Source organism: Paenibacillus dakarensis, from assembly GCF_001373415.1.
GTDB lineage: Bacteria > Bacillota > Bacilli > Paenibacillales > Paenibacillaceae > Paenibacillus_AQ > Paenibacillus_AQ dakarensis.
Window position 1 is genome coordinate 22,981 of record NZ_CDSE01000052.1, and the last position, 24,914, is coordinate 47,894.

Below are 24,914 nucleotides of genomic sequence, written 5' to 3' on the forward strand. Positions count from 1 at the left end.
GTTTCTAATAATTCCCAGTGGCTTCGAGAACCACCTTTGGTTCTCGACCGGAGGCGGACCTCAACTCCTCCAGAATGGTCAGGAGCCGCTGGAGATCTTCTGCTGAATGGTAAAACGGAAACGGTTTATACATACAGTCTTGGTAGGAAAGAAAAGCAGCAGCAACACTTTTGCCTTTAGCGACATCAATACTTAGAACAGGCTGATTCATATAACCTCCTTAAATTTCACTGGAATCGGCACTCTCGTTCTCCACAGGTTGGCACGGTGATACGGGTTCAGGACCCAACCAGCTGAATCGGGGTATGAACAAAAGGCGAGGGCATATAACACTTTATGCGACGGGATCTATGTCCCAACAAAGCATACGTTATTGGGCCCAGTGTTTTCTCCAGTATAAAGAAAAAAGTTCATCCCCGAACCAGTCGGGTATGAACTGAGAATACCAACACCGCATTCACGCCGCGGGTCGCTGAAGCGCCCCTTGGTCCGCACCGAGGATTCTCGAGGAAGTTAAGTCAGGCGGACAACCCTGCACTGCCTAACCGCGTCGCGGCCGTTCCCTTCGGTCACTTAAGGCAGTGAGGGTTCGTGAATGCAACAACGTTATGTGAAATTATTGCAAAAACTGTTTAAAAACCAAAAAGCCAAGAAAGAGGTCGTTGTCATGTCTATCTGGATCAATGGAGATTATTTTATAAGTACTGATAAGTCATTAATAGAAAGGGAGAAAGTCCATCGTTTTTTATCAAACGACTCATATTGGGCAGTGAACATTCCTTTTAAAGCTGTAAATACATCGATTGAGAATTCTTTGTGTTTTGGTATCTATGCACTTAAGAACAATGAATTAGTTGGTTTCGCGCGCGTAATATCTGATTTTGTAAGGTTTGCTTATTTGGCCGATGTATTTGTACTTCCAGAGTATCGGGGTCTAGGATTATCAAAATGGTTGGTTAAGACAATAATAACTTATCCAGAATTTGATGGTGTTCGTTTTTGTTTAGTTACGAAAGATGCACATACGCTATATGAACAGTATGGAGGATTTAAATTACTTGAAGACAATAAATCTTGGATGATAATAAACTCTGATCTAGAAAAAACAATAAAGAAATTTTCTGAAAGCTAATTCAAGAAGGCGATGACTTCACATAACAACATATTCACACATCGGGCATTCGCCCTCGGTCCGGCAGGAGATAGAAGTGTATTCGGGGAAGTATTTTCAGCAGCGGAGAAGATGATTCAGCCGGACACATCCGCACCGACTAAGCGCATCGCGCCCGGCGACATTCGTCGCCTTAAGTCGGTGGGACGTCGTGAATACAATAACTTTATAAGAAATTGGCGCAAAACCTGTAAAACCGTAAATATCAATTCGTATGGAGGAAGAGTTATGATAAGTCCAATTCAAAACAAGTTTGGAACAGTCTTTGTTCATGTCACTGATCTTGAAAGGTCGGTCAAATGGTATAGTAAACTACTAAACAAAAAAGTACCTACTGAAAACCATTCAGGACCTGTCTACACATTTAATATGGGTGATTCACTTCCAGGATTGACTTTGGATAACCATTGTTGGGATGAGGTTTACGAATTTCAACCATCTAATCACCCCTTGTTTAACTTGTATACCAAAGATATTCATGAAGCATACCGATTTGTGAAAGAAGAGTTAAAAGCAGAGAATACAACAGAAATTGAAGAATTTCCTGACTTAGCTGATTTTTGTTTTAGTGATCCGGATGGGAATATTATTATGGCCTGTATGTGTAAGTAGTATTAAGGAAGAGCATTTGAAGGTAACTCTCGAGAAAGGCGACAACATCTTATAACATTGTGTTCACGCATCGTTGGACAAGTCCCCTCGGTCCCAGAAGGTAAATCGAAGAAGCGATTGCCGGGACACACCTGCACCACCCAACCGCATCGCGGCCAGTCACTTCGTTCCTTTAGGGTGGTGAGTCGTCGTGAACACGGAAACGTTATAAGAAATTGGCGTATTAGCGAATATATGAAGGCTAATGCATTGATGTAGTGAAAAAGCTATGTCTGGAGCATCCTTATATATTGGGGTATAATAAAAATGATTAAAAAAAAGGGGGTACAGTTGATGAGTGTCCCAAATGATGAATTGGAAAACATATTAGGTAATTTAAATGAGAAAAATAAGGCTGTCGCAAAGAGCTTTTTATCATGGTTACTTGAAAAACAGCTTGATGAAGACGATGACTGTTTGACACCTGAAGATATTCAGGCCATAGAACAGGGACGGATTGAATTTCAAAATGGTCAGACTAAATCCTTGGAGGACCTAAAACGTGAACTTGAAATATAAAGTCACATTTTCAAGTGAAGCTGAAAAGAACCTGAGGAAAATAGACCGAATTACCGCAAGAAGAATCTTTATATCCCTTGAAGAATTATCTAATGACCCATTTAACAATCCAAATACAAAGAAAATGAAGGGTAAAGAAGGGATAATCTATAGATTACGGGTGGGAAATTATCGAATAATCTATGAGGTTCTTAATAATGAATTAATCATCTTTGTAGTTCGCATAGGATCTAGAGGAGACATATATAAATGACAGCAGGGCCCTAGCAATAAAGTTAGGGCTCTTTTTATTTAAAGAAGATTATGTGAGATGTTCAAGAAGCCGCCAACATCTTATAACATAACATTTCTGCTTCGTCGCTGACGCTCCTTGGTCGCCAAGAAGTATGTCAGAGAAGTAGAATCTGGCGACACATCCAATCGGCTAAGTCTAACGACCCGGCACTTTGTGCCTTAAGCCGCTTGGACGTCAGAAATGCGAGAACGTTAAGTGAAATTACTGCAGGATAAAACGGGGGAACAAAAGAAAAAATTACCTATAAAATCGTTATAAAATAAGTTATACTGAGGTAAGAATAAGTAAGGAGCCGTGCGCGAACACGACTCCAAAGTACAACAGCTGCATAAAGAGCAGTCGGCCACGTAAGATGGGTCGGAAATAGACCGTTATCCTAGGCAGGGCGGTCTATTTCTTTTTCATGTAGGTGAGCAATGCCAGAATGAACATGCCGAACATGAACATTAAGGAAAGTGCATCTTTGACCTCCATGGGCATCACCTCCCTTCTGGGAGATTAGCCGACCGCCCTTATAGCCGTATATTGTACTAGAAAATTATAACATATAAGACATAATGAAATACCATAGAATATTATAAATAACTAGAATGCATTAAAGACTAAAAAACATTATATATCTATAAAACTTACGTGAGAATGTAAATACGGTGAAGGCAGTAACAACGCTAAACAATGCATCTATGCTGCGGGGCATTCGCCCCTTGGTTGTCAGAGGTTATATACATAGAAGAATATTCAGACGACACACGACCCGACCTAAGATAAGAGCTATCTAAGGCCGGGTCGCGTCATAGATGCGGGAACGTTATATGAAACTAGCGTAGTGAGCAAAAATAGCAGAGAGGTTAATCAAGATGAGAATACTAGTAACTGGTGGCGCAATCATTCGAGACGATCAGGGTAGGATGTTGCTACAGCGAAGATCTGACTATGGTGACTGGGGATTACCTGGTGGTGGAATGAATGCAGGTGAGTCGATTGAAGAGACGATGGTTCGAGAGGTTCATGAGGAAACTGGTTTAGTGGTCACAGATTGTGAACTCTATACTGTATACAGCGGTTCACGGATGAAATATAGGTATCCAGATGGAAATGAAGTTGTATTTGTAATGTTTATATTCAATGCAAAAGCAGATATAGCAGGAAGAATCGCTGAAGACAATAAAACACTTCGATATACAGATAAAGAACAAGAGTCATTACAGTTGGAGTTTAAATCGATAGAAGAAATTAATATTGAAGAAATAAGTACTGTACAAAGGCCTCTGATTGAAGACTTAAAGAAACATATAAAATCTATATTAAGAACCTAATGTAGGATGCGTCAACGAAGTCGCTAGCATCATATAACACAGTATCCACGTTTCGGGCCGGACGGTCTTTGCTTCGCAAAGAAGAAGTAGGCAGAGAAGCGGATTCAGCTCACAACCCTGCGAGGCTAAGTCCGTCGGACTCGGCGCTTTCGCGCCTTAAGCCTCTCGGGTTCGTAGATACAGGAACGTTAGCTGAAAGGGCCGCCAATTGTATTAAAACCATATTTAGAATCAAAAATCCAAAATCATAATAAGAACGCTTGTACGCAGAAGTATATAAAGGTAAAATATAACTACAATTGAATCTTGGGTGGTCATGGTTTCCCTTCGAAAGGAGGTGAAGCCATGGAAGTGAAAGATGCACTAACGATTATGTTCCTATTTGGCTCATTCATTCTTGCACTTTTAACTTACATTAATAATAACAACAAGAGAAAGTAAAAACCCACCCTAAGGTTGACCGCCGAAGGTGGGTTTCCGATCGTAATTGACTAAGAAGGGATTACCCATCCAAGCCAATTGTATGGACCAAGTGTTAGCGCACTTGGTCTTTATTAAATATATAATACCATACTTAAAAAGATGTATCAAAGAACTAATTGAGTTCGAAAACATTGTTGAACAGGCATATAGACTGTTATTGAAAGCTATTCGAAGATGGCACCCCCATCAGATAACATCGTATCTACGCTTCGGACCATTCGGTCCTTGGTTCGCGAGAAGTGGTAGGCAGAGGAGTTGATTCAGCTCACAACCCTGCGAGGCTAAGTCCGTTGGACCCGGCGCAACCGCGCCTTAAGCCTCTCGGGTTCGTAGATACATCAACGTTAAGTGAAATTACTACAGACAACATTACAGACCTTATATAAATAAAAAATAATCAATAATACCTATAAAAGCGTTATAAATTGAGTTATACTGAGGTAAGAATAAGTAAGGAGCCGTGCTGGAACACGTCTCCTTAGCACAATTACTGCATAAAGAGCAGTCGGCCACAGGAGTTAGGTCGAGAAATAGACCGTTACCTTAGCGAGGGCGGTCTATTTCTTTTTCATGTAGGTGAGCAATGCCAGAATGAACATGCCGAACATGAACATTAAGGAAAGTGCATCTTTGACCTCCATGGGCATCACCTCCCTTCTGGGAGATTAGCCGACCGCCCTTATAGCCGTATATTGTACTAGAAAATTATAACATATAAGACATAATGAAATACCATAAAATATTATAAATAACTAGAATGCATTAAAGACTAAAAAACATTATATATCTATAAAACTTACGTGAGAATGTAAATACAGTGAAGGCAGTAACATCAGTTAACAATGCATCTATGCTGCGGTGCATTCGCCCCTTGGTTGTCAGAGGTTATATACATAGAAGAATATTCAGACGACACACGACCCGGCCTAAGATAAGAGCTATCTAAGGCCGGGTCGCGTCATAGATGCGGAAACGTTAACTGAAATCGACAGATAGAGGATAAAAAATGAAAAATCCGATATCAATAAAGCAACTCACAAAACATGAAGAAGCATCTTTATTGGATATTGAATTTTCAAAAAGATATCCGTGGTATTCATCGAAGGACTATTTCTATAAGTGACTGGAAGAAAATAAACAAGGCAATAGAGTTACTTTACTGGCTTATTATGAAGGAACATTAGCAGGCTGTTGCCACTTATTGTTTACTTCAGAATATCCAAATTTCAAAAGAAATAATATACCCGAGATAAATGACTTAAATGTATTTCCGGAGTTCAGTAAAAATGGGAATCGCAAGCAAAATGTTTGATGAGTTTGAAAGAATAGCTTTAAAGAGATCAAGATATATTGGTTTAGCAGTATAGGAAAGATTGGCAATGAATAATTTCTATGAGGTGTCTCTATGGAGAATTCTTTAAAAGATCTTGCAGATAAGACATTAAAATACTTATGCGTAGGTTCATATATTGAGGGGATTAATTTCTATGGACTTAAGATATTATTTGGTGAAAATGAAGTAAATAAGGCCCGAATAGATGGACAAATATATTTAAATATTGAAGGGAAGTTTGCAGTGCTTCCATCCCTGCCAGAATTTTTTCCAACAGTAGAAACTTTACCTGAGTTGGATTGGATAGAGAGTTCAAAGATAATTTGTGAACTTAGAATGAAGAAAGTAGTAGATCTATGGTTATCGATTGATGTACCGAATCTGATTATTGTATTTGAATCCGGCGAAGTTCTTTACGTAAACGGACATAATGATAAATACGAAAGCTGGCAATTAGGGGTATGGGGCAATACAAATAAAGATGAAATATGGGAAATCGTTTGTTGTCCTGGGGATGATATTGCAATATGGGCACCGGATGATTTTGTTGGCTAAATCAATGATGACCTATCCTTCATATAACATAGTATCTACGCAGCGGTCCGTTCGGACCTTGGTCTGCAAGATGTGGTTCAAGGGAGTGAATACAGCAGACAACCCTGCACTGGCTAAGTCCATCGGACCCGGCGCTGTGCGCCTTAAGCCAGTGAGGGTTAATTCATTCGAATTCAAGAATTATACTACAAAATAAAATTAATTATAGGGGGACTAAAATGAGGGTCCGATTAACTGATTATGACAAAAATTGGGTTCGTATGTTTCAAGATGAGGCGACTTTTCTAAAGACTATTTTTTCGAATGATATTATACGATTCGAACATTTTGGAAGCACATCAGTTATTGGAATGAAGATATAGTAATTTTAAGGAAGAATTATCCCAACGTTTTGAAAACACAAGTGAATATAGCCCTGCTAAAAAGGCATTCGTAAGAGAAATGGAACAGATTGCACTATCTTGGTTTGTTGAAACTCAAGGGATTACTCAAAACGATACACAATTAGATGCAAATGATTGATCCCTTTATAAAATTAATAGAAGTGTTAGTAGTTCGGGGAAGGCATTTACATCCGATAAGAATGCCTTCACGCATCGCCAGCCTGGTGGATGCTCGGTCGCCGAGAGACTTTTCGGGGAAGCGGATTCAGGCGACAACCCTGTGAACCTAACCGCGTCGCGGCGGCCTCCCTCGTTGGGAGCTTAAGGTTCTCGGGTTCGTGAATGTGGGAACGTTAGCTGAAATTACTGGTTAAAGGATGATATTTCAATGAAAATAGTAAATATCTCGGAAAATGAGTATAGTTTGACTGATATTAATATCAAGGACATACATAGACAGAAGTATTGCGTGTTCGATTTAGAAGCAACTGGACCCAATGAAGATGAGGACAATATAACTCAAATTGGAGCTATTCTAATAGATAGTTTAGGAAGAATTGAAAAGACATTTGATACGTTAATAAGACCTTTAAAACCTATACCTGATATAATTGAACGCTTAACAGGGATTAGCAATAGGGATACAGAAAAAGCCCCGATGTTATCAGAAATTTATGAGGATGTTAGTCATTTTTGTCAAGATGCAATACTGGTTACTCAAGCGGGTTACGAATATGATTGGCCCCTCTTAGTAAATGAATGCAGAAGAAATGCTCTCCCTATGTTGACCAATCAATTGCTCGATACTAAAGCATTATTTACGTACTTACATCCTGAGATAAATGACATTATTTCAACTAACTTTCTGATTAAACATTATACTATTGAGGATTCGGACATTAGGCGTCATAGTGCAATAGGGGATTGCGAATTGATTCGAAGAATATTTCTAGAACTATTAAAAGAGTATAGAATTAATGAAATTGATGAAATAAATATCGAGAAACCAATAATAATAAAGAAAGTTAAACTGCAAAAGATATTATAGTATTTCATAAAGGTCTTTAACTTCGGCTAACATAATATTCACGCTGCGGTTCGACTCGCATCGTCCCTCGGTCCGCCCGAGGCAGTTCGAGGAGGATGGATCAGACGGACAATCCTGCGAGGCTAACTGCGAAAGCGCAGCCGGCGACGTTGTCGGGTTCGTGAATACGGGAACGTTATCTGAACGTGACGAAAATATATAATAAGGATGAAAGCAATGACTGTTGGTAGAAAGGTCTTTGTATTTAAAGATATATCTCGTATCGATCCAATAAGTAAAGAGTCCAGAGAAGTCCTCACTAGTATATATTATCCTTCTGTACCCAATGGAAATAAGCCGAAGTACACTACTTTATTTGAACCTTGTACACCTTTGGCCGTTGATATGCTCAGTAGTATGGGAGTAAATAAAGAATATATTAGTAATGTTGTTACTGGAATATATAATAATGCAAATATTAATATTACTGCTAGGAACTGTCCCATTATTGTTATAGCCCCTGCATTTGGTGTAGTTAGAGATATGTACTCCTTTTGTGTGGAACACTTAGTAAGTTGCGGTTATGTTGTTATTACAATGGGTGCTACTCATGAATCTATATTTTCAATTTTTCCAGATTATCGCTTTATTCAGCAATCGAAAGAGATATCCGAAATTGATAGTTTAGATATAAATTATTGGAAACAATTAATGGAACTGAGAATTGAAGATATTAGGTGTATTTTAAGCAATATAGAAGAAATCTTGAATTCTGATAAGGATCTTATAGCAATAGTTGATGTCAGTAATATAGGAATAATTGGTCATTCATTAGGTGGAGCTGCTGCGTATGAAGTACTAAAAAGAGAAAAGAAAGTTAATGCTAGTGTTCTATTAGATCCCAGTTTTCATTTAATAACGGCAAATATAGAAGAAAGAGTATCAGTTCCATTATTGGTATTTCGACAAGAGAAATGCTCGTTCGATGAATTAGAAAACGAATTCTCTCCGGAGTTGCTAACTTTGTTTTTAAGTGGTTATAAAGCTCTATATAATTCCAGTGATATAAATAGCTTATACATTAAACTACAAGGCGCTCATCATATGACATTTAGCGATATTCCGATACATTACAAGGAAGATGGTATTAAGCTAAAGCATTCTATTCTTAATAAGTATATTTCTGCTTTCTTTGATGAGTATTTAAAAAAGAAAGATTATAAATTTCATGAATTGATGAAAGATAATTCTAGTAATGGAATTGATGAAATAAATGGTAATGGACAAGTTATTTGAGGGGGATTCGCGATGACGTCACCATCAGATAACCATAATAATTCGCACTGCGTGCCATACGGCCCTTGATCCGCCAGAAGTATTTTCAAGGAGGTAATTCGCAGGCAGATACATTCATTCCCCTAAGATAAGAGCTATCTAAGAGGAATGAACGTCGCGAATACAAAAACGTTATATGAAAGTAATGAACTATTATTTAAAGACGAAAGGACTCATAAATCATGAATTGTTTAGGCTACAATCTTGCTAATCAATTAGTAGAAACCAATGTGGTTTTTGAAGATAATTTAAATAATTGTATTATCAATCTGTTGTGTGGTTCTATTATTTAAGTTATATGGTAATCAATCCCAGGAGAGAGGGATTCAAAGTGCAGTTGATGCCACATTTAAGCAACAGCTGGGTACTGTACTCGGAAGCTTCAATATGCGGGTAGATGACTATACATACAGGTCAATGATTTCGAGTGTATATAATGTTGCTGCAATGTCTGAACTCACTTCATATGAGAAAATAAATGATGAATTAGACATTAGCTTATACAATCTTTATATTTCACTAAGAGAAGAGAAATCAAAAGATAAGGTACTAGAACGGATAGAAGAATTACACGATATCTTTTTTATTATGGTTCAAGATCCAACAAGTAAAGAAGCAACAAATAAATTGATTAAAATTGCAGATGAAACATTCTTTAAAGTAAAAGATTAAGGAAGAATGTTGATCATTCGAGGAAGGTGCATCCTTCATATAACAATAAATTCCCGCATTGGTCCAACAAGTTGTCCCTCGGTCGCCAGGAAGTGAAGTCGGAGAAGTGGATTCAGGCAACACATCCGCACCACCTAACCGCTTCGCGTCCGCTCCCGTTGGTCGCTTAAGTCGGTGGGACGTCGTGAATAGAAAACGTTATATGAAATCGGGACTAAGCAATACAATAAAACATGTTCCTTTGGGGGGTTATACACATTGAAGATGTTTGGATTAGCGTTTATCATTTTAGGGATCTTTTTAATAAGCTTAAGTGGCTTAGAAAAAGTACTTATTTACACTGCTTTATTTGAAAGAGCTCCAGATATGGAAATACTAAAGAATATAACTCCAAACTATATATGGAATATAGCAAACAATACTCTTATTCTTGGAATAATATTCTTCATTTCTGGCTCTATAATGATAACAAAGAATCACATTACAAATCACTTTAAAAGAGTAAAGGGAAGTTGTGAACAAGAAGAAGAAGCCACAAAACCCGTGAATATGAACGATTAGAATGAATTTCGAATAAGGTATCTACTTCATATAACACAATGTTCACGCATCGGGCCATTCGGCCCTCGGTCCGGCAGGAGTTAGATGAGGGCTCGGAGAAGTAATTGCCAGCAGCAGGGAAGTGGAATCAGCCCGAACACATCCGCACCGACTAACCGCATCGCGCCCGGCGACTTCGTCGCCTTAAGTCGGTGGGACGTCGTGAACACATTGACGTTAGATGAAATCTCGGCGTAAACCAATAAGAATCGATATAATTAGGAAATATCAGGGTTATATGAAACCATTTGTATTTTTGTTTTGATAAACAATACATTCACTCTTTAGGTAGCTTAGTTGACGGATATCAGAGGCAAGGAAGATATCGTAGTAACACAACCTATTACTAACCCGAGGTGGTTCACTTCTTCTAGAAGATCTGCATGGTCTCAACCTTGGCTTTATGTTACAGGCTTCATTAATAGGAATCAAAAAAAGAGGGTGGTTAGAATATGTTTGTATTGGAATCTGCATTAATATTTTCTACATTAATTGGGGTTGTGATTATATTCCAACTAATGTTAGCAGCGGGAATGCCTTGGGGAAGTTATGCAATGGGGGGGAAGTTTCCCGGTAAATATCCACCAGCAATGCGTGTAGCTTCTATAATTCAGGCTATTATTCTAACATTGATTGCCTTTATTGTACTAAGTAAAGCAGAACTAATATTTACTGGATGGAATTCTTTCACAAAAACAGCTATCTGGTTTGTTGTTTGTTTTTCGATGGCCGCAACAATACTGAACTTTATTACAAGGAGTGTATGGGAAAGGAGAATTTGGGGACCTGTATCTTTGTTAATGCTAATAACAAGTATTATGGTAGCAATTGGATAACCAATGTTTGCAGGTGTACTCTAAGAAGTCCCCTGACATCTTCTAACAATGCGTTAGAGCATTCGGGCATACACCCCTCGGTCCCGGAAGAAAAGTCGGAGAAGCAGCTGCCTGGACACATTCACATCACCCAACCGCATCGCAACCAGTCACTTCGTTCCTTTAGGGTGATAGGATGTTGTGAACACGTAAACGTTAGACGAAATTACTGCAAAATCAAAATGGGGGTTACATTGAATGGAGAACTTAGAAAAACAGATTAATTTTTTAATAGAAATTGATAAGTTAAAGAACATCGAAAGAAAGACTAAAATAATTAGTGGTTCAAGATTAGAGAATGATGCTGAGCATTCTTGGCATCTAGCAATGATGGCTATCATTTTACATAAGGAATCTAATCATGACATTGATTTATACAAAGTCATAAAGATGTTATTGGTTCATGATTTAGTAGAAATAGATGCAGGTGACACATTTGCTTACGATACGAATGGTCAAATTGATAAGTATGAACGTGAAAACTTAGCAGCTAAAAGACTGTTCGGATTATTGCCAGTGGAACAGGGAAATGAACTAATGGAACTATGGATTGAATTTGAGAATAAGGAGACCAATGAGGCAAAGTTCGCTGCTTCGTTGGACAGATTACAGCCATTAATTCATAACCATTTAAATCAAGGTGATACGTGGAAAAAGTACAATATAACAAGCGATCAGGTAATAAACCGGAATAGAGAAATATCTAATGGTTCTGAATCTTTATGGGAATTTGCGAAACAAATAATTGATAGGTCAATTGATCAAGGCATATTAAGTAGGTAAGTAATCGAAGATGGTAGTAATAGCGTATAACAACGATTTCAAACTATAGGCGGCTATCGCGCCCTTTGGTCCGTCTGAGGATTTTTGAGGAAGCGGAATCAGGCGGACAACTCTGCACCACCTAACTGCATCGCAACCGGAAACATCCGCACCGACTAAGCGCATCGCGCCCGGTCACTTCGTGACCTTAAGTCGATAGGACGTCGTGAACACAAAAACGTTAGCTGAAACATTAGAAGGAAAGCTTATAAAATGGAGGTATCTCCATGCAAGTATTGTTTCAATATAATTGGATGGTAAGAGAACAATGGTATCAATGGTGTGAAGATATTACGTGTGACAAGTTGCTGCAACACCGGACAGGTGGGGTTGGTAGCATTTTGCAAACGTTATTTCATATTATCGATGTTGAATGGAGCTGGATCCGATTACTCCAAGGGAAGTCAGACTTCCAAGAAAGTTTTGAGGATTATAAGACTTTAGAGAAAATAATAAGTTTAGATAATACACTTCGAACAGAAGTAGAGGAATTTGTTGAAGCTTGGAACGAAAGTATGGAAAAACGCCCTTTTTTTGATCCCCAGCCTGATGGAAGTATCGCTATAGACACATGGGGTGAAGTTATGCGTCATATAATTGCACATCAAATCCACCACATTGGGCAATTATCCGTCTGGGCGAGAGAAGTTGGCAAGAAGCCTGTATCGGCAAACGTTATTGGTAAAGGTCTAATAAGACCAGAATCTTAAGAAGAACATATAAATATTTCAAGGAAGGCACTAACATCATATAATACTATATTCACGCTGCGGGGCATTCGCCCCTTGGCTATAAGACGCAACCTCATAGACGTTAACTCTGACAACACACGACCCGGCCTAAGATGCTATCTAAGGTCGGGTCGCGTCATAGATGCGGGAACGTTATGCGTAATTGCCCAAAACCTAAGAGAAAGAAGAGATTAAGATGTATGAATTATCATCGAAGCACTACGATGTTATTTATAGTTTTAAAAACTACAAACAAGAGTCTGATCTAATTCGAAATTACATTTAAGAATCAGAGCACTTCATACATAACGATGTTAGATGTAGCTTGTGGCACGGGACAACATGCCTTTTTTTTAAAGAACGATTATAGGATAGATGGAATTGATTTAAACTCAAAGTTTGTTGAAATCGCTAAATCGAAAAACCCTGAGGGCGATTATTACACGGCTGATATGACACATTTTCAATTGGGAAAGAAGTATGATGTAATCACATGTCTTTTCAGTTCCATTGGATATGTAAAGACCTTGGAGAGAGTAGTGAAGACATTTGAGAATTTTAAAGATCATTTAAATGATGATGGAATTATATTGGTTGAGCCTTGGTTTACTCCAGAGATTTGGAGTGAAGGCAGAACGGACACACTAACAACAGAGCACAATGAAGTAAAGATGTGTAGGATGTCATATACAGCAAAGCAAGATCGGATATCAATATTAAGATTTGATTACTTGTTTGGAAGCAAGAACGGTATTGAATACTTTTCAGAAGAACATGTAATGGGGCTATTTAGAACAGATGAATTAATTGAAGCATTTAAAGACGTTGGATTTGATGTTCAATATGATGAACAAGGAATAAGCGGAAGAGGGATGTATGTAGCTCGAAGAAGGAAAAACCTCGGATAACATCGCATTCACGATTCGGAGCCTTGCGGTTCTCTCTCGGGATCGCAGCTACAAAGACGTTAAGCGAAAACCTGGATGAAAGTTAAAAATAGGTGATTTCAAGGATGAATAGAGTAAGAGCATTTTCTGCGATTTTAAAGAATGGGAAAATTGTAATGGTAAAGGTTGATGAAATAGAAAAAAGTTTTTGGACTCTTCCTGGTGGAGGAGTTGAGATAGGGGAAACGCGAGAACAAGCAGCAATTCGTGAGGCAATGGAAGAAGTCAACTTAGAAATAAAAGTTGTTAGATTCTTGTTTGCACAAGAATATGCTGCAGGAATTGAATATTGTTATTTGGCAGTCCCGGTTGATTTTAATAAAAGCGATATAAAACTTGGATATGATCCTGAACTAAAAGAGCATGAACAGGTACTGAAGCAAGCAGAATGGATTGAAATTAATAATGTAAAAGACGATTTGCATGTTTCGAAAGTAATAGAATCATTGAATGATAATGAAAAAATGTTGTTTAATATCAAGATAAGATAAAGGCATAAGGCATTTTACAAGTATTTTACAGAGGTAATGGATGTCTCATAACACCAAGTTCGCGTATCGAGGGACGTTATGCGAAAGACAGAAGCTATTTATTAACTGGGGGGATATACATGGAGGAAGTTATTCGTTTTTACGATCTTGTTGATGAGGAACTACGTTTTCAAAGAAATTCTAGAAGAATTGAATTTCTAACTAGCATAAATGCGTTAGAAGAAGTGATACAAAATTCATCGAGGATACTTGAATTAGGTGCGGGAACAGGAGCATATTCATTCTATTATGCCAATAATGGGCACACAGTTACAGCACTGGATCTAACACCAAGTAATATAGACAAGATAAATGAAAAAAAGTCTGAATATAAGAATATTAGTTTGAAGGCAATTGTGGGAGAAGCCACGGATTTAAGTCGATTTGAGTCAGGGGCTTTTAATACAGTTTTATGTTTTGGACCTTATTATCATATCATTGACGATGTTGCGAGACTTAAATTAATTGAAGAGTCATTAAGAGTATTATCTTCTGGTGGAATATTAGCAATAGCTTATATTAATAAGCATTCGGTGGTTCCGATGCTTATAAAGAAAATGCCTGAATTCATTAATGAAGGAACAATTAGTAAAGTAATAGACATCGGAAATTTAAAGGCAAGGGACCCAGAATCATTCTGGACAGATTCACATTATACAACACCCATAGAAGTTGAAAAATTCATGAAACAATTTGATGTTTCAATAGTAGATCATCTAGGGACAGACGGATTAAGTCACACTCTTAGTAATGAGGTAGATGAGCTATCTGAACAGAAGTTTGAGATTTATAAAAACTATCATTTTAAGACTTGCAGAGAGAGAAGTATCCTTGGGATTAGCACGCATGGGTTAATCATTTGTAGGAAGAATTAAGGATGAAGAGGCTATCACAGAATGTCCTTCGCATAACATAGTATCTACGCTGCAGGCTGCGCCCGGGTCGTATGATGAGGTAGGCAGAGAAGTGAATTCATGTGACAACCTGCTATGCGCAGGTTCGTGATTGAAAGATGCAATCAATATGAAAATAATAGAGAGGATGAGCGACTTGCCATATCCTTTTGACTGTATTACCGAGTTTATGTTTTTTGAAACATCAATTGAACCATCTGATGTAATTTTAATCCCTGGTGGCAGTCATCCTCAACTAATGGAGAGAGCTGCAGAATTATACCATCAGGGTTTGGCTCCTTATATCCTTCCATCGGGTGGGCCAACTCCAAATGTCTCCTCTACTGAATGGGAGTTTCTTCGAGATGTAGGATTAAGTTTGGGTGTACCAGAAAGTTCAATTTTACGTGAAGATAAAGCAACAAATACATTTGAGAATGCAAGATATTCTTGGAAGTCGCTTCAACAACAGAGAATTAACCCAAGGAAAGCAATATTAGTTTGTAAATCTTATTTTGCTAGACGAGCTTTACTTACATATCATGTTGAATTTCCTAGTGAGGTTGAATTTTATGTAAGTCCGGTAACAGACAAGACTAATACTACAAGAGATAACTGGTATTTGGATGAGCAAAAAATAAATTACGTTATGAATGAACTGACGAAGGTAGGACAATATTTCAGACACCATATTCCAAATTGGGTAAACAGTAAACTATAGTGAAAGCATTTCAAGAAGGCACCAGCAACTCATTTCGTAGGTAACAATTTTATGTGAAAGCTTGGCAAACCTGAAATGAAGGAGAAGGTATATGCAGATAGATGATATTTTTTCTGATCTTCTTACATTAGAAACTGAAAGAACGATACTAAGAAAGCTTAGAAGAGAAGACGAACAAGACATATTTCTATATGGATCCGATGATGATGTGTCGATGTATACGGCATGGCCTACGCATAAAACAATTGAAGATACCCGGACATATTTATCGAAGGTACTTAACAAATACAACAATAAGGCAGTAGCTCCCTGGGGAATTGAGGATAAAAATACGGGCCGGTTAATCGGGACTGCAGGATTCATGGCTTGGAATCTATCACATTCCAAAGCGGAAATAGGATATGCACTTTCAAGAGACTATTGGAACCAAGGTTACATGACCGAAGTAATAAAAAAAATCATTTCCTTTGGATTTAATACGATGAAATTAATTAGAATTGAAGCGAACTGTCTCCCCTTAAACCTCGGTTCAGCTAGAGTAATGGAGAAGGTGGGAATGACATATGAAGGGACATTAAGAAAAAGCATTTTTGTTAAAGGGACATATGAAGACCTAAAACTATACTCAATAATTATTGATGATGTAAGCGAAATAGGCCTTAACACAGACAACACACGACCCAGCCCAAGATAAAAGCATCTAGGGCTGGGTCGTTTCGCGGAGACAAGAACATTAAAAGAAAATTTGAGAAACCCTAAGGAAATGAAAAATTCTAATTGGAGGGATTTCTGTGGAGTATTATTTCGGAATTGTTCCGTCGATGGATATCTATGAACCAATTTTATCTTTAAGAGAAGAATATAATTACCGAGGATCGTCTGAACCTCACATAACGGTTAAGGCTTCATGTGGATTGTCTGAAGATATGGGATGGTTACCATTATGTCAAAAGATAATATCAAATTTCGGAAAAATTTCAATATCAGTCGGTTCCCCTAATTACTTTGGTGATAAAGATATATTGTATTTAGAAGCTCATTCTAACGAGTTAAATGAACTTCATAGAAAACTTGTACATGTATTTAATCCTGATGAACAACAAATAAAGAAGTGTTTTGAATTAGATTTATATAAACCCCATATAACAATAGCAAGAAAGTCTAACCTTGGTGAGGAAGTTATTGAGGAAATGAAATATAAGACCGGGAATTATTTTGAAACGACCAAAACCTTTGTAGCAGAAAGTGTAAAGTTGTTTTATAGGGAAAGCAGAGAAGACAAATATAAAGAAAAAATTGAAATTAATTTTAATTAAGCGGATTCAATTTAGCGCATCCAAGGTCGCCATTCCCTGAAACTGAGGGGAATGGCGCCTTTTTTATTCCCGCTATGCTCCCTGTAATCATTTCATTTGATTATATCTTTCCTTCCGGCACCAGGCTTACACTCCAATTATATAAACTATTTATTCGCTCCCCTGTGCAACTGCTGTAACGGCAGCACAGGGAACTAAAGCGCAGACTGCTGCAGCAAGAGCCGGATAGCTTCTGAGCGAAGAGAGAGAGAAGGGATTAACATAGCTGTTGAAAATCTAGGAACCATGATTCATGCCCGTTTTGGACAAGGGGCTGCCTTCCGATTCGATGGGAAGCGTCACCGGATTTGCTTCGTCAGCAACGGCACTCCCGCAATTGTGCATGAATACGATTTGACCAGTGGAGAGCTGTTGTTTCAAAGTCCTTTGCCGCCGACGGACTCTGTCTGGGCCATAAGTGCAACAGAAAACGAAGATGTGTATCTTAGCGGAACCAGGGACGGCATCCTCTACCGCTACTCCTCGGATGGACTGAAGTCCGTTGGTGTGAACCCCTCCAATGCTTTTGTCTGGGAGCTTTTTTATGACCAAGGGCGAATCTATGGAGGGACCTATCCTCATTCCAAGCTGTTCGAATATAACACCGTTTCCGGTGAATTCCGTGATTTTGGGCCTATTAAAGAAGGCCAGGATTACTGCAGGGGAATTGTTGCAGATGATCGGTACCTTTATGCCGGTACAGGGAGCATCAAGCACCTTATCCGGATTGACAGGGTCACTGGCGAGCGTGAAGAGATACACCTGGAGGGATTAAGCGGCACCCAAGGGTTTATTGATAAGCTGTGGATCCGGGATGACTATTTGTTCGTCTCCTGTACTTATACGGAGGTTCATGTCTTCCGCCGTGATTCTCTTATCCATGTAGGCTCCTTCCCATGCGACAACCTGTTATCCAAGCCCCACGCCAGCCATCCTGGAAAAGTGTTCTACAAGAACGGCAGCAGGCTGTGCTACTGGGACATTGCCCAGGAAACATCGATGGAAACGGCCTTGGATAGCCTGCCTTTTGGCAGATGCAAGGCGATGGCATGGGTGAAGACGGACGAGGTTGAAGAATTCTCTGCCAAGCTTGCTCTGGCGACTGTTAATGCGGAGCTGGCCATACTGGACCTGTCCGACCTGTCTGACCTGTCAGCGGAGACCCGTATGCTGCCGGTCGAACCGCAGCCGTTGCGTATTGCCTGTCTGGAGACCGGTGAGGACGGCAAGCTTTATATCGGCGGCATCTACCGGGGCTTCTCCCTGTACAATCCGGCCACCGATGAGATCGAGCAGTCCATCGGACTGTTCCCCCAGACGGAAGGCATTACCTTCCTCGATGGCGAGGCTTATTTCGGAACCTATACCCATGCTCATATGTACCGCTATAATCCGGAGCACCCGATGAATTACGGCATGACCCCGGAGCATAATCCCGGGCATATCGGGCGAATCGGCTACAAACAGGACCGGCCCTTCGCGATGACCTCTGGCGGCGGCTATGTCTTTGCCGGGACGGTGCCGGATTACGGCATCCGCGGCGGTGCGCTCTCCGTATACGATCCTGCTGCCGGAACGTGGGATGTATACCCGGATATCGTCAAGGATCAGAGCATATTAGGTCTTGCTTACAAGGAGGGCCTGATCTTTGGAGGCACCTCGATTTGGGGAGGGCTGGGCGTTGAGCCAGCCGAAGAGCCAGCCCGCATGTTCGTCTGGGATGTCGCAACACGTACCAAGATTACGGAGTTCGTGCCGGATATTCCGGATATGGACGCGGTTCCCTCTTTGATCGGGGGACTGTTCGCAGGCCCTGACGGTCTCATCTGGGGGGCGGTATACGGCACCATCTTTGCAATGGATCCCTCAACACTCCGCGTGGTGAAGAGCCGTGTAATCGTTCCGACAGATCCTTCGAAGAGCTCATGGAAAATGGTTTTCTTGCGCTGGGGCCCGGACGGCTTGCTGTATACCACGCTCGGGAATCGGCTGATTGCCGTTCATCCGGAGACGCTTGATTACGTGCAGCTGGTGGATAATCCGATCAACGATCTGACGATCGATCAGGCCGGAAGGCTGTATTACGGAGTAGGACAAGAGTTGTTTCGTCTTGTTCCACCGAAGAACCTTTTTTCATAAAGTTAACAACTTCAGAAAGCAGGGATCAGGATGACAACCGTGCAAAATCTCGGAACCATGGTGCATGCCGGCTTTGGACAGGGAGCTGCTATCCGGTTTGATGGAAATCGGCACCGGGTTTGCTTCGTAAACAACGGGTATCCTGCAGTCGTGTATGAATTTGATCTGGTGACGGGGGAACGGCTGTTTCAAAGCCCTCTCCCGTCGGCGGATTGCGTCTGGGGAATCTGTTCAACAGAATCCGGAGATGTCTATCTCAGCGGGACAGGCGACGGGGTGCTGTACCGTTTAAACTCAGACGGTCTCTTCTCATTAGGCACAAACCCCGCCGATCCTTGGGTGTTTCAGCTCTATGCCGAGCAAGACAGTATCTTCGGAGGAACATACCCAAACTCCAAGCTGTTCGAGTATGATACCCTATCACAAACCTTCCGTGATTATGGCTGCGTTATGCCGGGAGAGGATTACATACGAGGCCTGACGGCTGATGAACGATGGATTTATGCGGGGATCGGAAGCACCAAGCATGTGATCCGGATCGACCGGGTTACTGGCAAGCGAACGGAGCTTCAGTTGGATGGAATCAGTGGGTCGAAGGGCTTTGTGGACCGGTTATGGGTCAAGGAGGACTGCCTGTTTGTCTCTTGTGATTTTGTGAATGTCCATGTTTTTCATCTGGATTCTCTCGAACGCATCGGTTCCTTCGCCAGCGACAATATGTTGACCGGACCCATCACCCATTATCCCGGGCTTCTCTTCTTCAAGCAGGGCACCAAGCTGTGCAGTTGGGATATGGCAAATGCCCGCTTATGCGAGACAGGCATCGATGGTCTGCCGCCTGGCAGGTGCAAGGCTCTGGAATGGCTGACGCCAAACCAAGGCTCGGAGAAAGCGCCGCATCTTGCCCTGGTGACGGTAAATGCTGAAACAGCCATTATCGATCTGTCAAACAAGCAGGTTACAACACAACGGCTTGCAGTAGAGCCTCAGCCACTTCAAATTACCTGTCTCGAAACAGGACCCGAAGGCAAGCTGTATCTCGGAGGTTATCAGCGGGGGTTCTCCATCTACGATCCTCATACGGACAAGCATGAGCTCGAGATCGGCCTGTTTCCCCAGATTGAAGGGCTTACCTTCCTGGATGGCGTGGCGTACTTCGGTACCTACACTCACGCGAATATGTTCCGTTACGATCCTGGCCAGCCGCTGGATTTCGGATGGAAGCCTGAGCATAATCCCGGCTGTCTCGGAAGCCTCGGGCATTCTCAAGACAGGCCATTCGCTATGACCACAGGCGGCGGACTTGTCTTCGCCGGATGCATTCCCGATTACGGGATTCGGGGCGGGGCACTTGGTGTGCATGACCCTTCCACCAATGAATGGAAGGTTTATCCCGATATCGTCCAGGAGCAGAGCATCCTGGGACTCGCTTATCAGGACGGCTTGCTGTACGGAGGCACGACGGTTTGGGGCGGTCTCGGCACACCTCCAGTGGAAGGTCCAGCCAAAATGTTCATATGGGATGTGGCTTCAGCGAGGAAAGTCTCAGAATTCATTCCTGAAATTCCTTCACTTGATCGGCCCCCTCTTATGATCGGAGGTCTGACCGTTGGTCCGGATGGGTGGATCTGGGGCGCGATTGACGGCACCATCTTTGCTATGGAACCTGAGACCTGCAGGGTTGTGAAGAGTAAATTGATACTGCCTTCCGAATACAAGTACAGCAAATGCCGACCGATTTATTTGAAATGGGGCCAAGACGGCCTCCTGTATACGACACTTGGCCGGCGCTTAACCGTTATCCATCCGGATACCCTGGAGCATGTTTTCCTAAACGATGAGATTGTGGGCAATATGACGCTTGATCAGACCGGACGCGTGTATTACGACGCCGGAAAAGAGCTGTACCGCCTGGTTCCGCCGAGTAATCTTTTGAAATGATTATTTAATTCTCCATGTATTTCGTCTTAAGATGAGACCATTGATACATCGAGATGAAAGGAGCTTCAACTTATGAGTATGCAGCCGTCTCTGTCGAAGGCTGTGCCAGCCAAGCGTATTTTGCGAAAGAGGTCTTGGCAAGATTGGGACCTTTATGTCATGCTGGTACCTGGCATTATTTTCTTTTTGCTATTCCGTTACTTACCAATGTGGGGGATCATTATTTCCTTCCAGGATTACAATCCGTTTGCAGGAATCTGGAAGAGTGCCTGGGTGGGCTTGGAGCATTTCAGAACCCTCCTGAATTACGATGGGTTTTGGCAGCTGTTCCGCAACTCCATTGTGCTCAGTCTGTTAAATCTTGTGTTCTACTTCCCGATGCCGATCATTATCGCCTTGATGCTGAATGAAGTCCGCAAGAAGGTTTTCAAGAATACCATCCAATCGATTATCTACATGCCTCACTTCATTTCCTGGGTAGTCGTGGCAGGTATCACCGTACTGCTGTTCGGCACCCAGGATGGTATCGTAAATGATTTCATCGTTATGTCCGGAAGCGAGCCGGTCAATTTCCTGACCAGCAGCGACTGGTTCCGAACGATGATCGTATCCCAGAGCATATGGAAGGAAGCAGGATGGGGCACGATTATCTTTCTTGCAGCCCTGTCAGGGGTAGATCCGCAGCTCTATGAAGCTTCCATCGTCGACGGAGCGGGCAGATGGCGCCAATTGTGGCATATTACTCTGCCTTCAATCCGAAGCACCATTCTTATTTTGCTGATCCTGCGAGTCGGCAGCATTCTGGATAACGGGTTCGAGCAGATCCTTCTGATGCTGAGTCCCACCACCTACAATGTCGGGGATGTCTTTGAAACCTATGTATACCGTGAAGGTCTGGTAGGCGGTAAATTCAGCTATACCACAGCGGTCGGCCTGTTTAAATCCGTCATTGGACTAGTCATGGTTATGTTGGCCAACCATCTGACCAAACGCTTTGGTGAGGAAGGAGTCTACTAGAATGAAACGATTTCGCACCCCAGGAAACTTGATATTTGACGGCGTTAATACTTTAATGCTGATATTTTTCGCATCGCTTACGCTGTTTCCGTTTCTCTATGTATTGGCTGTTTCCCTTTCTCCTCTTGAGCAGGTAATGAGGGGAGGGCTGATTCTCTGGCCGGAGAACTTTACCTTTGACTCGTACAAAATGATTTTTTCTAATACCCACTTTACGACATCACTGTGGGTTACCATTGCCATCACCGTTGTCGGAACAATCACCAATCTGGTGTTAACCGTCTCGATGGCCTATCCGCTGTCCAAGAAACGGCTGAAGGGCAGGAGCGTTATTCTGTTTCTTGTTCTGTTCACCATGCTGTTCTCCGGAGGGATGATTCCGAGCTTCCTCGTTATGAAATGGTTGGGACTGCTGAATTCCTTCTGGTCGGTGATCATTCCAGGTGCGATCAATGCCTTTAACCTGATCATTCTGAAAAACTTCTTCCAGAGCATTCCTGACGCCCTTGAGGAGTCGGGCCGCATTGACGGCGCAAGCAATACGGGGGTGTTGTTAAAGATTATTTTGCCTCTGTCCATGCCAGCCATGGCTACTTTCACTTTGTTCTACGCTGTAGGGCACTGGAATCAGTTCTTCCAGTCCGTCATGTACGTTAACAATTCCAGCCTCTGGCCTATTCAGGTAATCCTGCGTCAAATGATCATCGAAGGCTCTGTAGAGGAATACCAGGCGGCAATTGCCAACGGCAGTTTGGAAATCATGCCGACAACGATCAAAATGGCGGCCATCATCGTCGCCACCGTTCCGATTCTGTGTGTCTATCCTTTTCTGCAAAAGCATTTCGCCAAGGGTGTTATGCTGGGCTCGGTAAAAGGTTAACTCTCTTCGCTCAGTCAAAGGCGTGTCCGCCTTTGACTGATGCTTGGAAAGTTCTTTCCTCGGGAGGTTAGACCGCAAGGGCGGGTATCGGTTGTCAGCTGATCATATAAACAAAACTTTAGGAGGGTTACAAATGAAAGGAACATGGAAGAAAATGCTGTCCGGTACCATGATTGCAGCCATGCTGGTTTCCGTGCTATCGGGATGCGGTGGTCAATCAAAAGCTGGAGATAGCACCCCAGCCAAGGACGGCGCTAAACCAGCAGAGAAATTTAAAATCAGTATGATGTATCCGCTTACAGGGGATGCTCCGAAGAAAAGTGAAGCCTGGAAATGGATGGAGGACAAATTCGGTGTTGAGCTTGATTTGCAGGCTGTTCCCGCTAATGGTTATACAGAGAAAATCAGGCTGACCGTTGCTTCCGGCGATCTTCCGGACCTGATGGTATGGACCGCTTACCCGGATCCGGAGCTGAGAAAGTATGTAGAACAGGGAGCCTTCAAGGAATTGACGGATGTGATTGGCAATTACAGCAACATCATGGAAACCCCGGAGCAAGCGTTTGAGAATGTGAAGATCAACAAGAAGATCTACTCCATCCCGCGCCCGCGTCCGCTTCAAGGTAACGCTGTCTTCATCCGCAAGGACTGGCTGGATAATCTGGGGCTGCCGATTCCAAAAACGACAGAGGAGTATGCGGATACCGCCATTAAATTCACAACCATGGATCCCGACCAGAATGGCAAGCCAGATACCTTTGGTATTGCTGTCGCTGAGGGCTTGAGCTTCCTGGAACAGCTGTGGATGGCTTTTGATACAGGTAATGTATGGAGGGAAATGGAAGATGGTACCCTTCAGCACTGGGATACTACCCCGGGCCGTAAGGAAGCCCTCGGCTGGCTGGCAGATCTGTACAAAAAGGGCGCACTTGACAAGGACTTTCCTGTCATCAAGTTCACTCAGGTTAACGAGAAGTTCGTTGCAGGCAAAATGGGCATGGTAATAGGCACCGGGCCAACAGCTTATGGTCAGGTCGTAGCCGACATAAAGAAACTAAATCCCAAGGCTGAAGTGATCATGATTGATCCTCCAGTCGGACCAACCGGAAAATTCGGCACACCTCAAGCTGCGGGTTTCTATGGCCAATGGGTCATTAACTCAAAGGTATCCGACGAGAAGCTGGCTAAGATCATGGAAGTACTGGATTGGCAGGCAACCCAGGAAGCACTGGACTACAAACGTAAAGGCATTGAAGGCGTCCACTACAAGATGGAGAACGGAGAAATCGTTCTGACGGATAAATACAAGGAGGATGGCGTCATTAACCTGGTTGCCCACAACAAATACAATCCGTATTACACCACTCCGGGAGCGCCTAAAGAAGTAACTCAAGCTCAATTGGATCAATGGAAGAATATTGAAACCTTTGGTATTCCGAACCCGGCTGTTGCGGCTTTGACACCGACCATGGAGTCAAAGAGTGCCGATCTTGACAAATACAGTCTGGAAACATTTGTTAAAATCGTAACTGGTGAACAACCTCTGGACACATTTGATACGTTTGTGGAAGAATGGAAGAAGAGAGGCGGAGAACAAATTACCAAGGAAGTTAACGAATGGTATAAAGAACAAAAGTAATATAAGCGAATAGGAAAATGTTGCCAATTAAGGAGGGACTTATCGTCCCTCCATTTGGCGTGTTACCGGAGCTAATGACTATCC

The 24,914-nt window shown here is 41.8% G+C and carries 29 protein-coding genes; 26 read left to right on the forward strand and 3 right to left on the reverse strand.

The annotated features are described in order from the left end of the window. Positions 1-4: 4 nt before the first annotated feature. Entirely contained in the window at positions 5-211 is a 207-nt protein-coding gene (locus BN1234_RS22790; protein WP_245640178.1) for a hypothetical protein, read from the reverse strand. 384 nt (positions 212-595) lie between these two features. Here BN1234_RS22790 and BN1234_RS14040 point away from each other — a divergent pair, with 384 nt between their 5' ends. The 4 genes from BN1234_RS14040 to BN1234_RS14055 all read left to right on the forward strand — a co-directional run bounded on the left by BN1234_RS14040 (position 596) and on the right by BN1234_RS14055 (position 2,594). Then, the gene (locus BN1234_RS14040; protein ID WP_245640179.1) at positions 596-1,132 is read left to right on the forward strand and encodes a GNAT family N-acetyltransferase; all 537 of its coding nucleotides are present in this window, start codon (positions 596-598) and stop codon (positions 1,130-1,132) included. A 12-nt stretch (positions 1,133-1,144) separates the two neighbouring features. Continuing rightward, a complete protein-coding gene (locus BN1234_RS22795) occupies positions 1,145-1,783 on the forward strand; it encodes a VOC family protein (RefSeq protein WP_245640180.1) in 639 nt (212 codons plus the stop codon). A 306-nt stretch (positions 1,784-2,089) separates the two neighbouring features. Next, positions 2,090-2,341: a hypothetical protein gene (locus tag BN1234_RS14050; protein WP_245640181.1), complete on the forward strand. Its 252-nt coding sequence runs from the start codon at positions 2,090-2,092 to the stop codon at positions 2,339-2,341. Then, a complete protein-coding gene (locus tag BN1234_RS14055; RefSeq protein ID WP_054957294.1) occupies positions 2,325-2,594 on the forward strand; it encodes a type II toxin-antitoxin system RelE family toxin in 270 nt (89 codons plus the stop codon). Before BN1234_RS14050 ends, BN1234_RS14055 begins: the two co-directional genes overlap by 17 nt. 432 nt (positions 2,595-3,026) lie before the next feature. Here BN1234_RS14055 and BN1234_RS22920 read toward each other — a convergent pair whose 3' ends face one another. Continuing rightward, positions 3,027-3,110: a putative holin-like toxin gene (locus tag BN1234_RS22920; RefSeq protein WP_220687457.1), complete on the reverse strand. Its 84-nt coding sequence runs from the start codon at positions 3,108-3,110 to the stop codon at positions 3,027-3,029. 383 nt (positions 3,111-3,493) lie between these two features. Here BN1234_RS22920 and BN1234_RS14060 point away from each other — a divergent pair, with 383 nt between their 5' ends. Both BN1234_RS14060 and comI read left to right on the forward strand, forming a co-directional pair. Further along, complete coding sequence (locus BN1234_RS14060) at positions 3,494-3,952, forward strand: NUDIX domain-containing protein (RefSeq protein WP_054957295.1); 459 nt, start codon at positions 3,494-3,496, stop codon at positions 3,950-3,952. Positions 3,953-4,297: 345 nt separating this feature from the next. After that, entirely contained in the window at positions 4,298-4,393 is a 96-nt protein-coding gene (gene comI / locus BN1234_RS22805; RefSeq protein ID WP_227011709.1) for a competence inhibitor ComI, read from the forward strand. A gap of 599 nt (positions 4,394-4,992) precedes the next feature. Here the strand turns inward: comI and BN1234_RS22925 are convergent. Then, positions 4,993-5,076 carry a putative holin-like toxin gene (locus BN1234_RS22925; RefSeq protein WP_220687457.1) on the reverse strand — a complete coding sequence of 28 codons (84 nt, stop codon included), beginning with the start codon at positions 5,074-5,076 and terminating at the stop codon, positions 4,993-4,995. A 764-nt stretch (positions 5,077-5,840) separates the two neighbouring features. Between BN1234_RS22925 and BN1234_RS14065 the strand changes: the two genes are divergently transcribed. From BN1234_RS14065 to BN1234_RS14155, 20 genes are all read left to right on the forward strand, one after another. Then, a complete protein-coding gene (locus tag BN1234_RS14065) occupies positions 5,841-6,323 on the forward strand; it encodes a hypothetical protein (protein ID WP_054957296.1) in 483 nt (160 codons plus the stop codon). A 260-nt stretch (positions 6,324-6,583) separates the two neighbouring features. After that, a complete protein-coding gene (locus BN1234_RS23090; RefSeq protein ID WP_370734026.1) occupies positions 6,584-6,685 on the forward strand; it encodes a hypothetical protein in 102 nt (33 codons plus the stop codon). A 409-nt stretch (positions 6,686-7,094) separates the two neighbouring features. Next, positions 7,095-7,754, forward strand: a complete 660-nt coding sequence (locus BN1234_RS14070) for a 3'-5' exonuclease (RefSeq protein WP_054957297.1) — start codon at positions 7,095-7,097, stop codon at positions 7,752-7,754. A gap of 216 nt (positions 7,755-7,970) precedes the next feature. Further along, positions 7,971-9,029 carry an alpha/beta hydrolase gene (locus BN1234_RS14075; protein ID WP_054957298.1) on the forward strand — a complete coding sequence of 353 codons (1,059 nt, stop codon included), beginning with the start codon at positions 7,971-7,973 and terminating at the stop codon, positions 9,027-9,029. 426 nt (positions 9,030-9,455) lie between these two features. Then, a complete protein-coding gene (locus BN1234_RS14080) occupies positions 9,456-9,740 on the forward strand; it encodes a hypothetical protein (protein WP_170308050.1) in 285 nt (94 codons plus the stop codon). 258 nt (positions 9,741-9,998) lie between these two features. After that, a complete protein-coding gene (locus tag BN1234_RS14085) occupies positions 9,999-10,301 on the forward strand; it encodes a hypothetical protein (RefSeq protein ID WP_054957300.1) in 303 nt (100 codons plus the stop codon). Between the two features lie 491 nt (positions 10,302-10,792). After that, the gene (locus tag BN1234_RS14090) at positions 10,793-11,176 is read left to right on the forward strand and encodes a hypothetical protein (protein ID WP_054957301.1); all 384 of its coding nucleotides are present in this window, start codon (positions 10,793-10,795) and stop codon (positions 11,174-11,176) included. 237 nt (positions 11,177-11,413) lie between these two features. Next, complete coding sequence (locus BN1234_RS14095; protein ID WP_054957302.1) at positions 11,414-11,998, forward strand: HD domain-containing protein; 585 nt, start codon at positions 11,414-11,416, stop codon at positions 11,996-11,998. A 266-nt stretch (positions 11,999-12,264) separates the two neighbouring features. Next, positions 12,265-12,747, forward strand: a complete 483-nt coding sequence (locus BN1234_RS14100) for a DinB family protein (protein ID WP_054957303.1) — start codon at positions 12,265-12,267, stop codon at positions 12,745-12,747. A gap of 332 nt (positions 12,748-13,079) precedes the next feature. Further along, positions 13,080-13,676, forward strand: coding sequence for a class I SAM-dependent DNA methyltransferase (locus BN1234_RS14105; protein ID WP_054957304.1), 597 nt, complete (start codon positions 13,080-13,082; stop codon positions 13,674-13,676). 104 nt (positions 13,677-13,780) lie between these two features. Continuing rightward, complete coding sequence (locus BN1234_RS14110; protein WP_054957305.1) at positions 13,781-14,206, forward strand: NUDIX domain-containing protein; 426 nt, start codon at positions 13,781-13,783, stop codon at positions 14,204-14,206. Positions 14,207-14,325: 119 nt separating this feature from the next. Beyond that, a complete protein-coding gene (locus BN1234_RS14115; protein WP_054957306.1) occupies positions 14,326-15,120 on the forward strand; it encodes a class I SAM-dependent methyltransferase in 795 nt (264 codons plus the stop codon). Positions 15,121-15,295: 175 nt separating this feature from the next. Further along, positions 15,296-15,859, forward strand: a complete 564-nt coding sequence (locus BN1234_RS14120) for a YdcF family protein (protein WP_054957362.1) — start codon at positions 15,296-15,298, stop codon at positions 15,857-15,859. A gap of 91 nt (positions 15,860-15,950) precedes the next feature. Continuing rightward, entirely contained in the window at positions 15,951-16,553 is a 603-nt protein-coding gene (locus BN1234_RS14125; RefSeq protein ID WP_054957307.1) for a GNAT family N-acetyltransferase, read from the forward strand. 97 nt (positions 16,554-16,650) lie between these two features. Beyond that, positions 16,651-17,175, forward strand: coding sequence for a 2'-5' RNA ligase family protein (locus BN1234_RS14130; protein ID WP_054957308.1), 525 nt, complete (start codon positions 16,651-16,653; stop codon positions 17,173-17,175). 285 nt (positions 17,176-17,460) lie between these two features. Beyond that, the gene (locus BN1234_RS14135; protein WP_054957309.1) at positions 17,461-19,353 is read left to right on the forward strand and encodes a ligand-binding sensor domain-containing protein; all 1,893 of its coding nucleotides are present in this window, start codon (positions 17,461-17,463) and stop codon (positions 19,351-19,353) included. A 30-nt stretch (positions 19,354-19,383) separates the two neighbouring features. Further along, positions 19,384-21,294 carry a hypothetical protein gene (locus BN1234_RS14140; RefSeq protein WP_054957310.1) on the forward strand — a complete coding sequence of 637 codons (1,911 nt, stop codon included), beginning with the start codon at positions 19,384-19,386 and terminating at the stop codon, positions 21,292-21,294. Positions 21,295-21,366: 72 nt separating this feature from the next. Continuing rightward, on the forward strand, positions 21,367-22,311 hold the full coding sequence (locus tag BN1234_RS14145; RefSeq protein WP_054957311.1) for an ABC transporter permease: 945 nt from the start codon (positions 21,367-21,369) through the stop codon (positions 22,309-22,311). Position 22,312: 1 nt separating this feature from the next. Then, the gene (locus BN1234_RS14150; RefSeq protein WP_054957312.1) at positions 22,313-23,191 is read left to right on the forward strand and encodes a carbohydrate ABC transporter permease; all 879 of its coding nucleotides are present in this window, start codon (positions 22,313-22,315) and stop codon (positions 23,189-23,191) included. A gap of 133 nt (positions 23,192-23,324) precedes the next feature. After that, positions 23,325-24,830 (forward strand): extracellular solute-binding protein, encoded by a 1,506-nt coding sequence (locus BN1234_RS14155; protein WP_054957313.1) that lies wholly within the window; start codon positions 23,325-23,327, stop codon positions 24,828-24,830. Positions 24,831-24,914 lie beyond the last annotated feature (84 nt).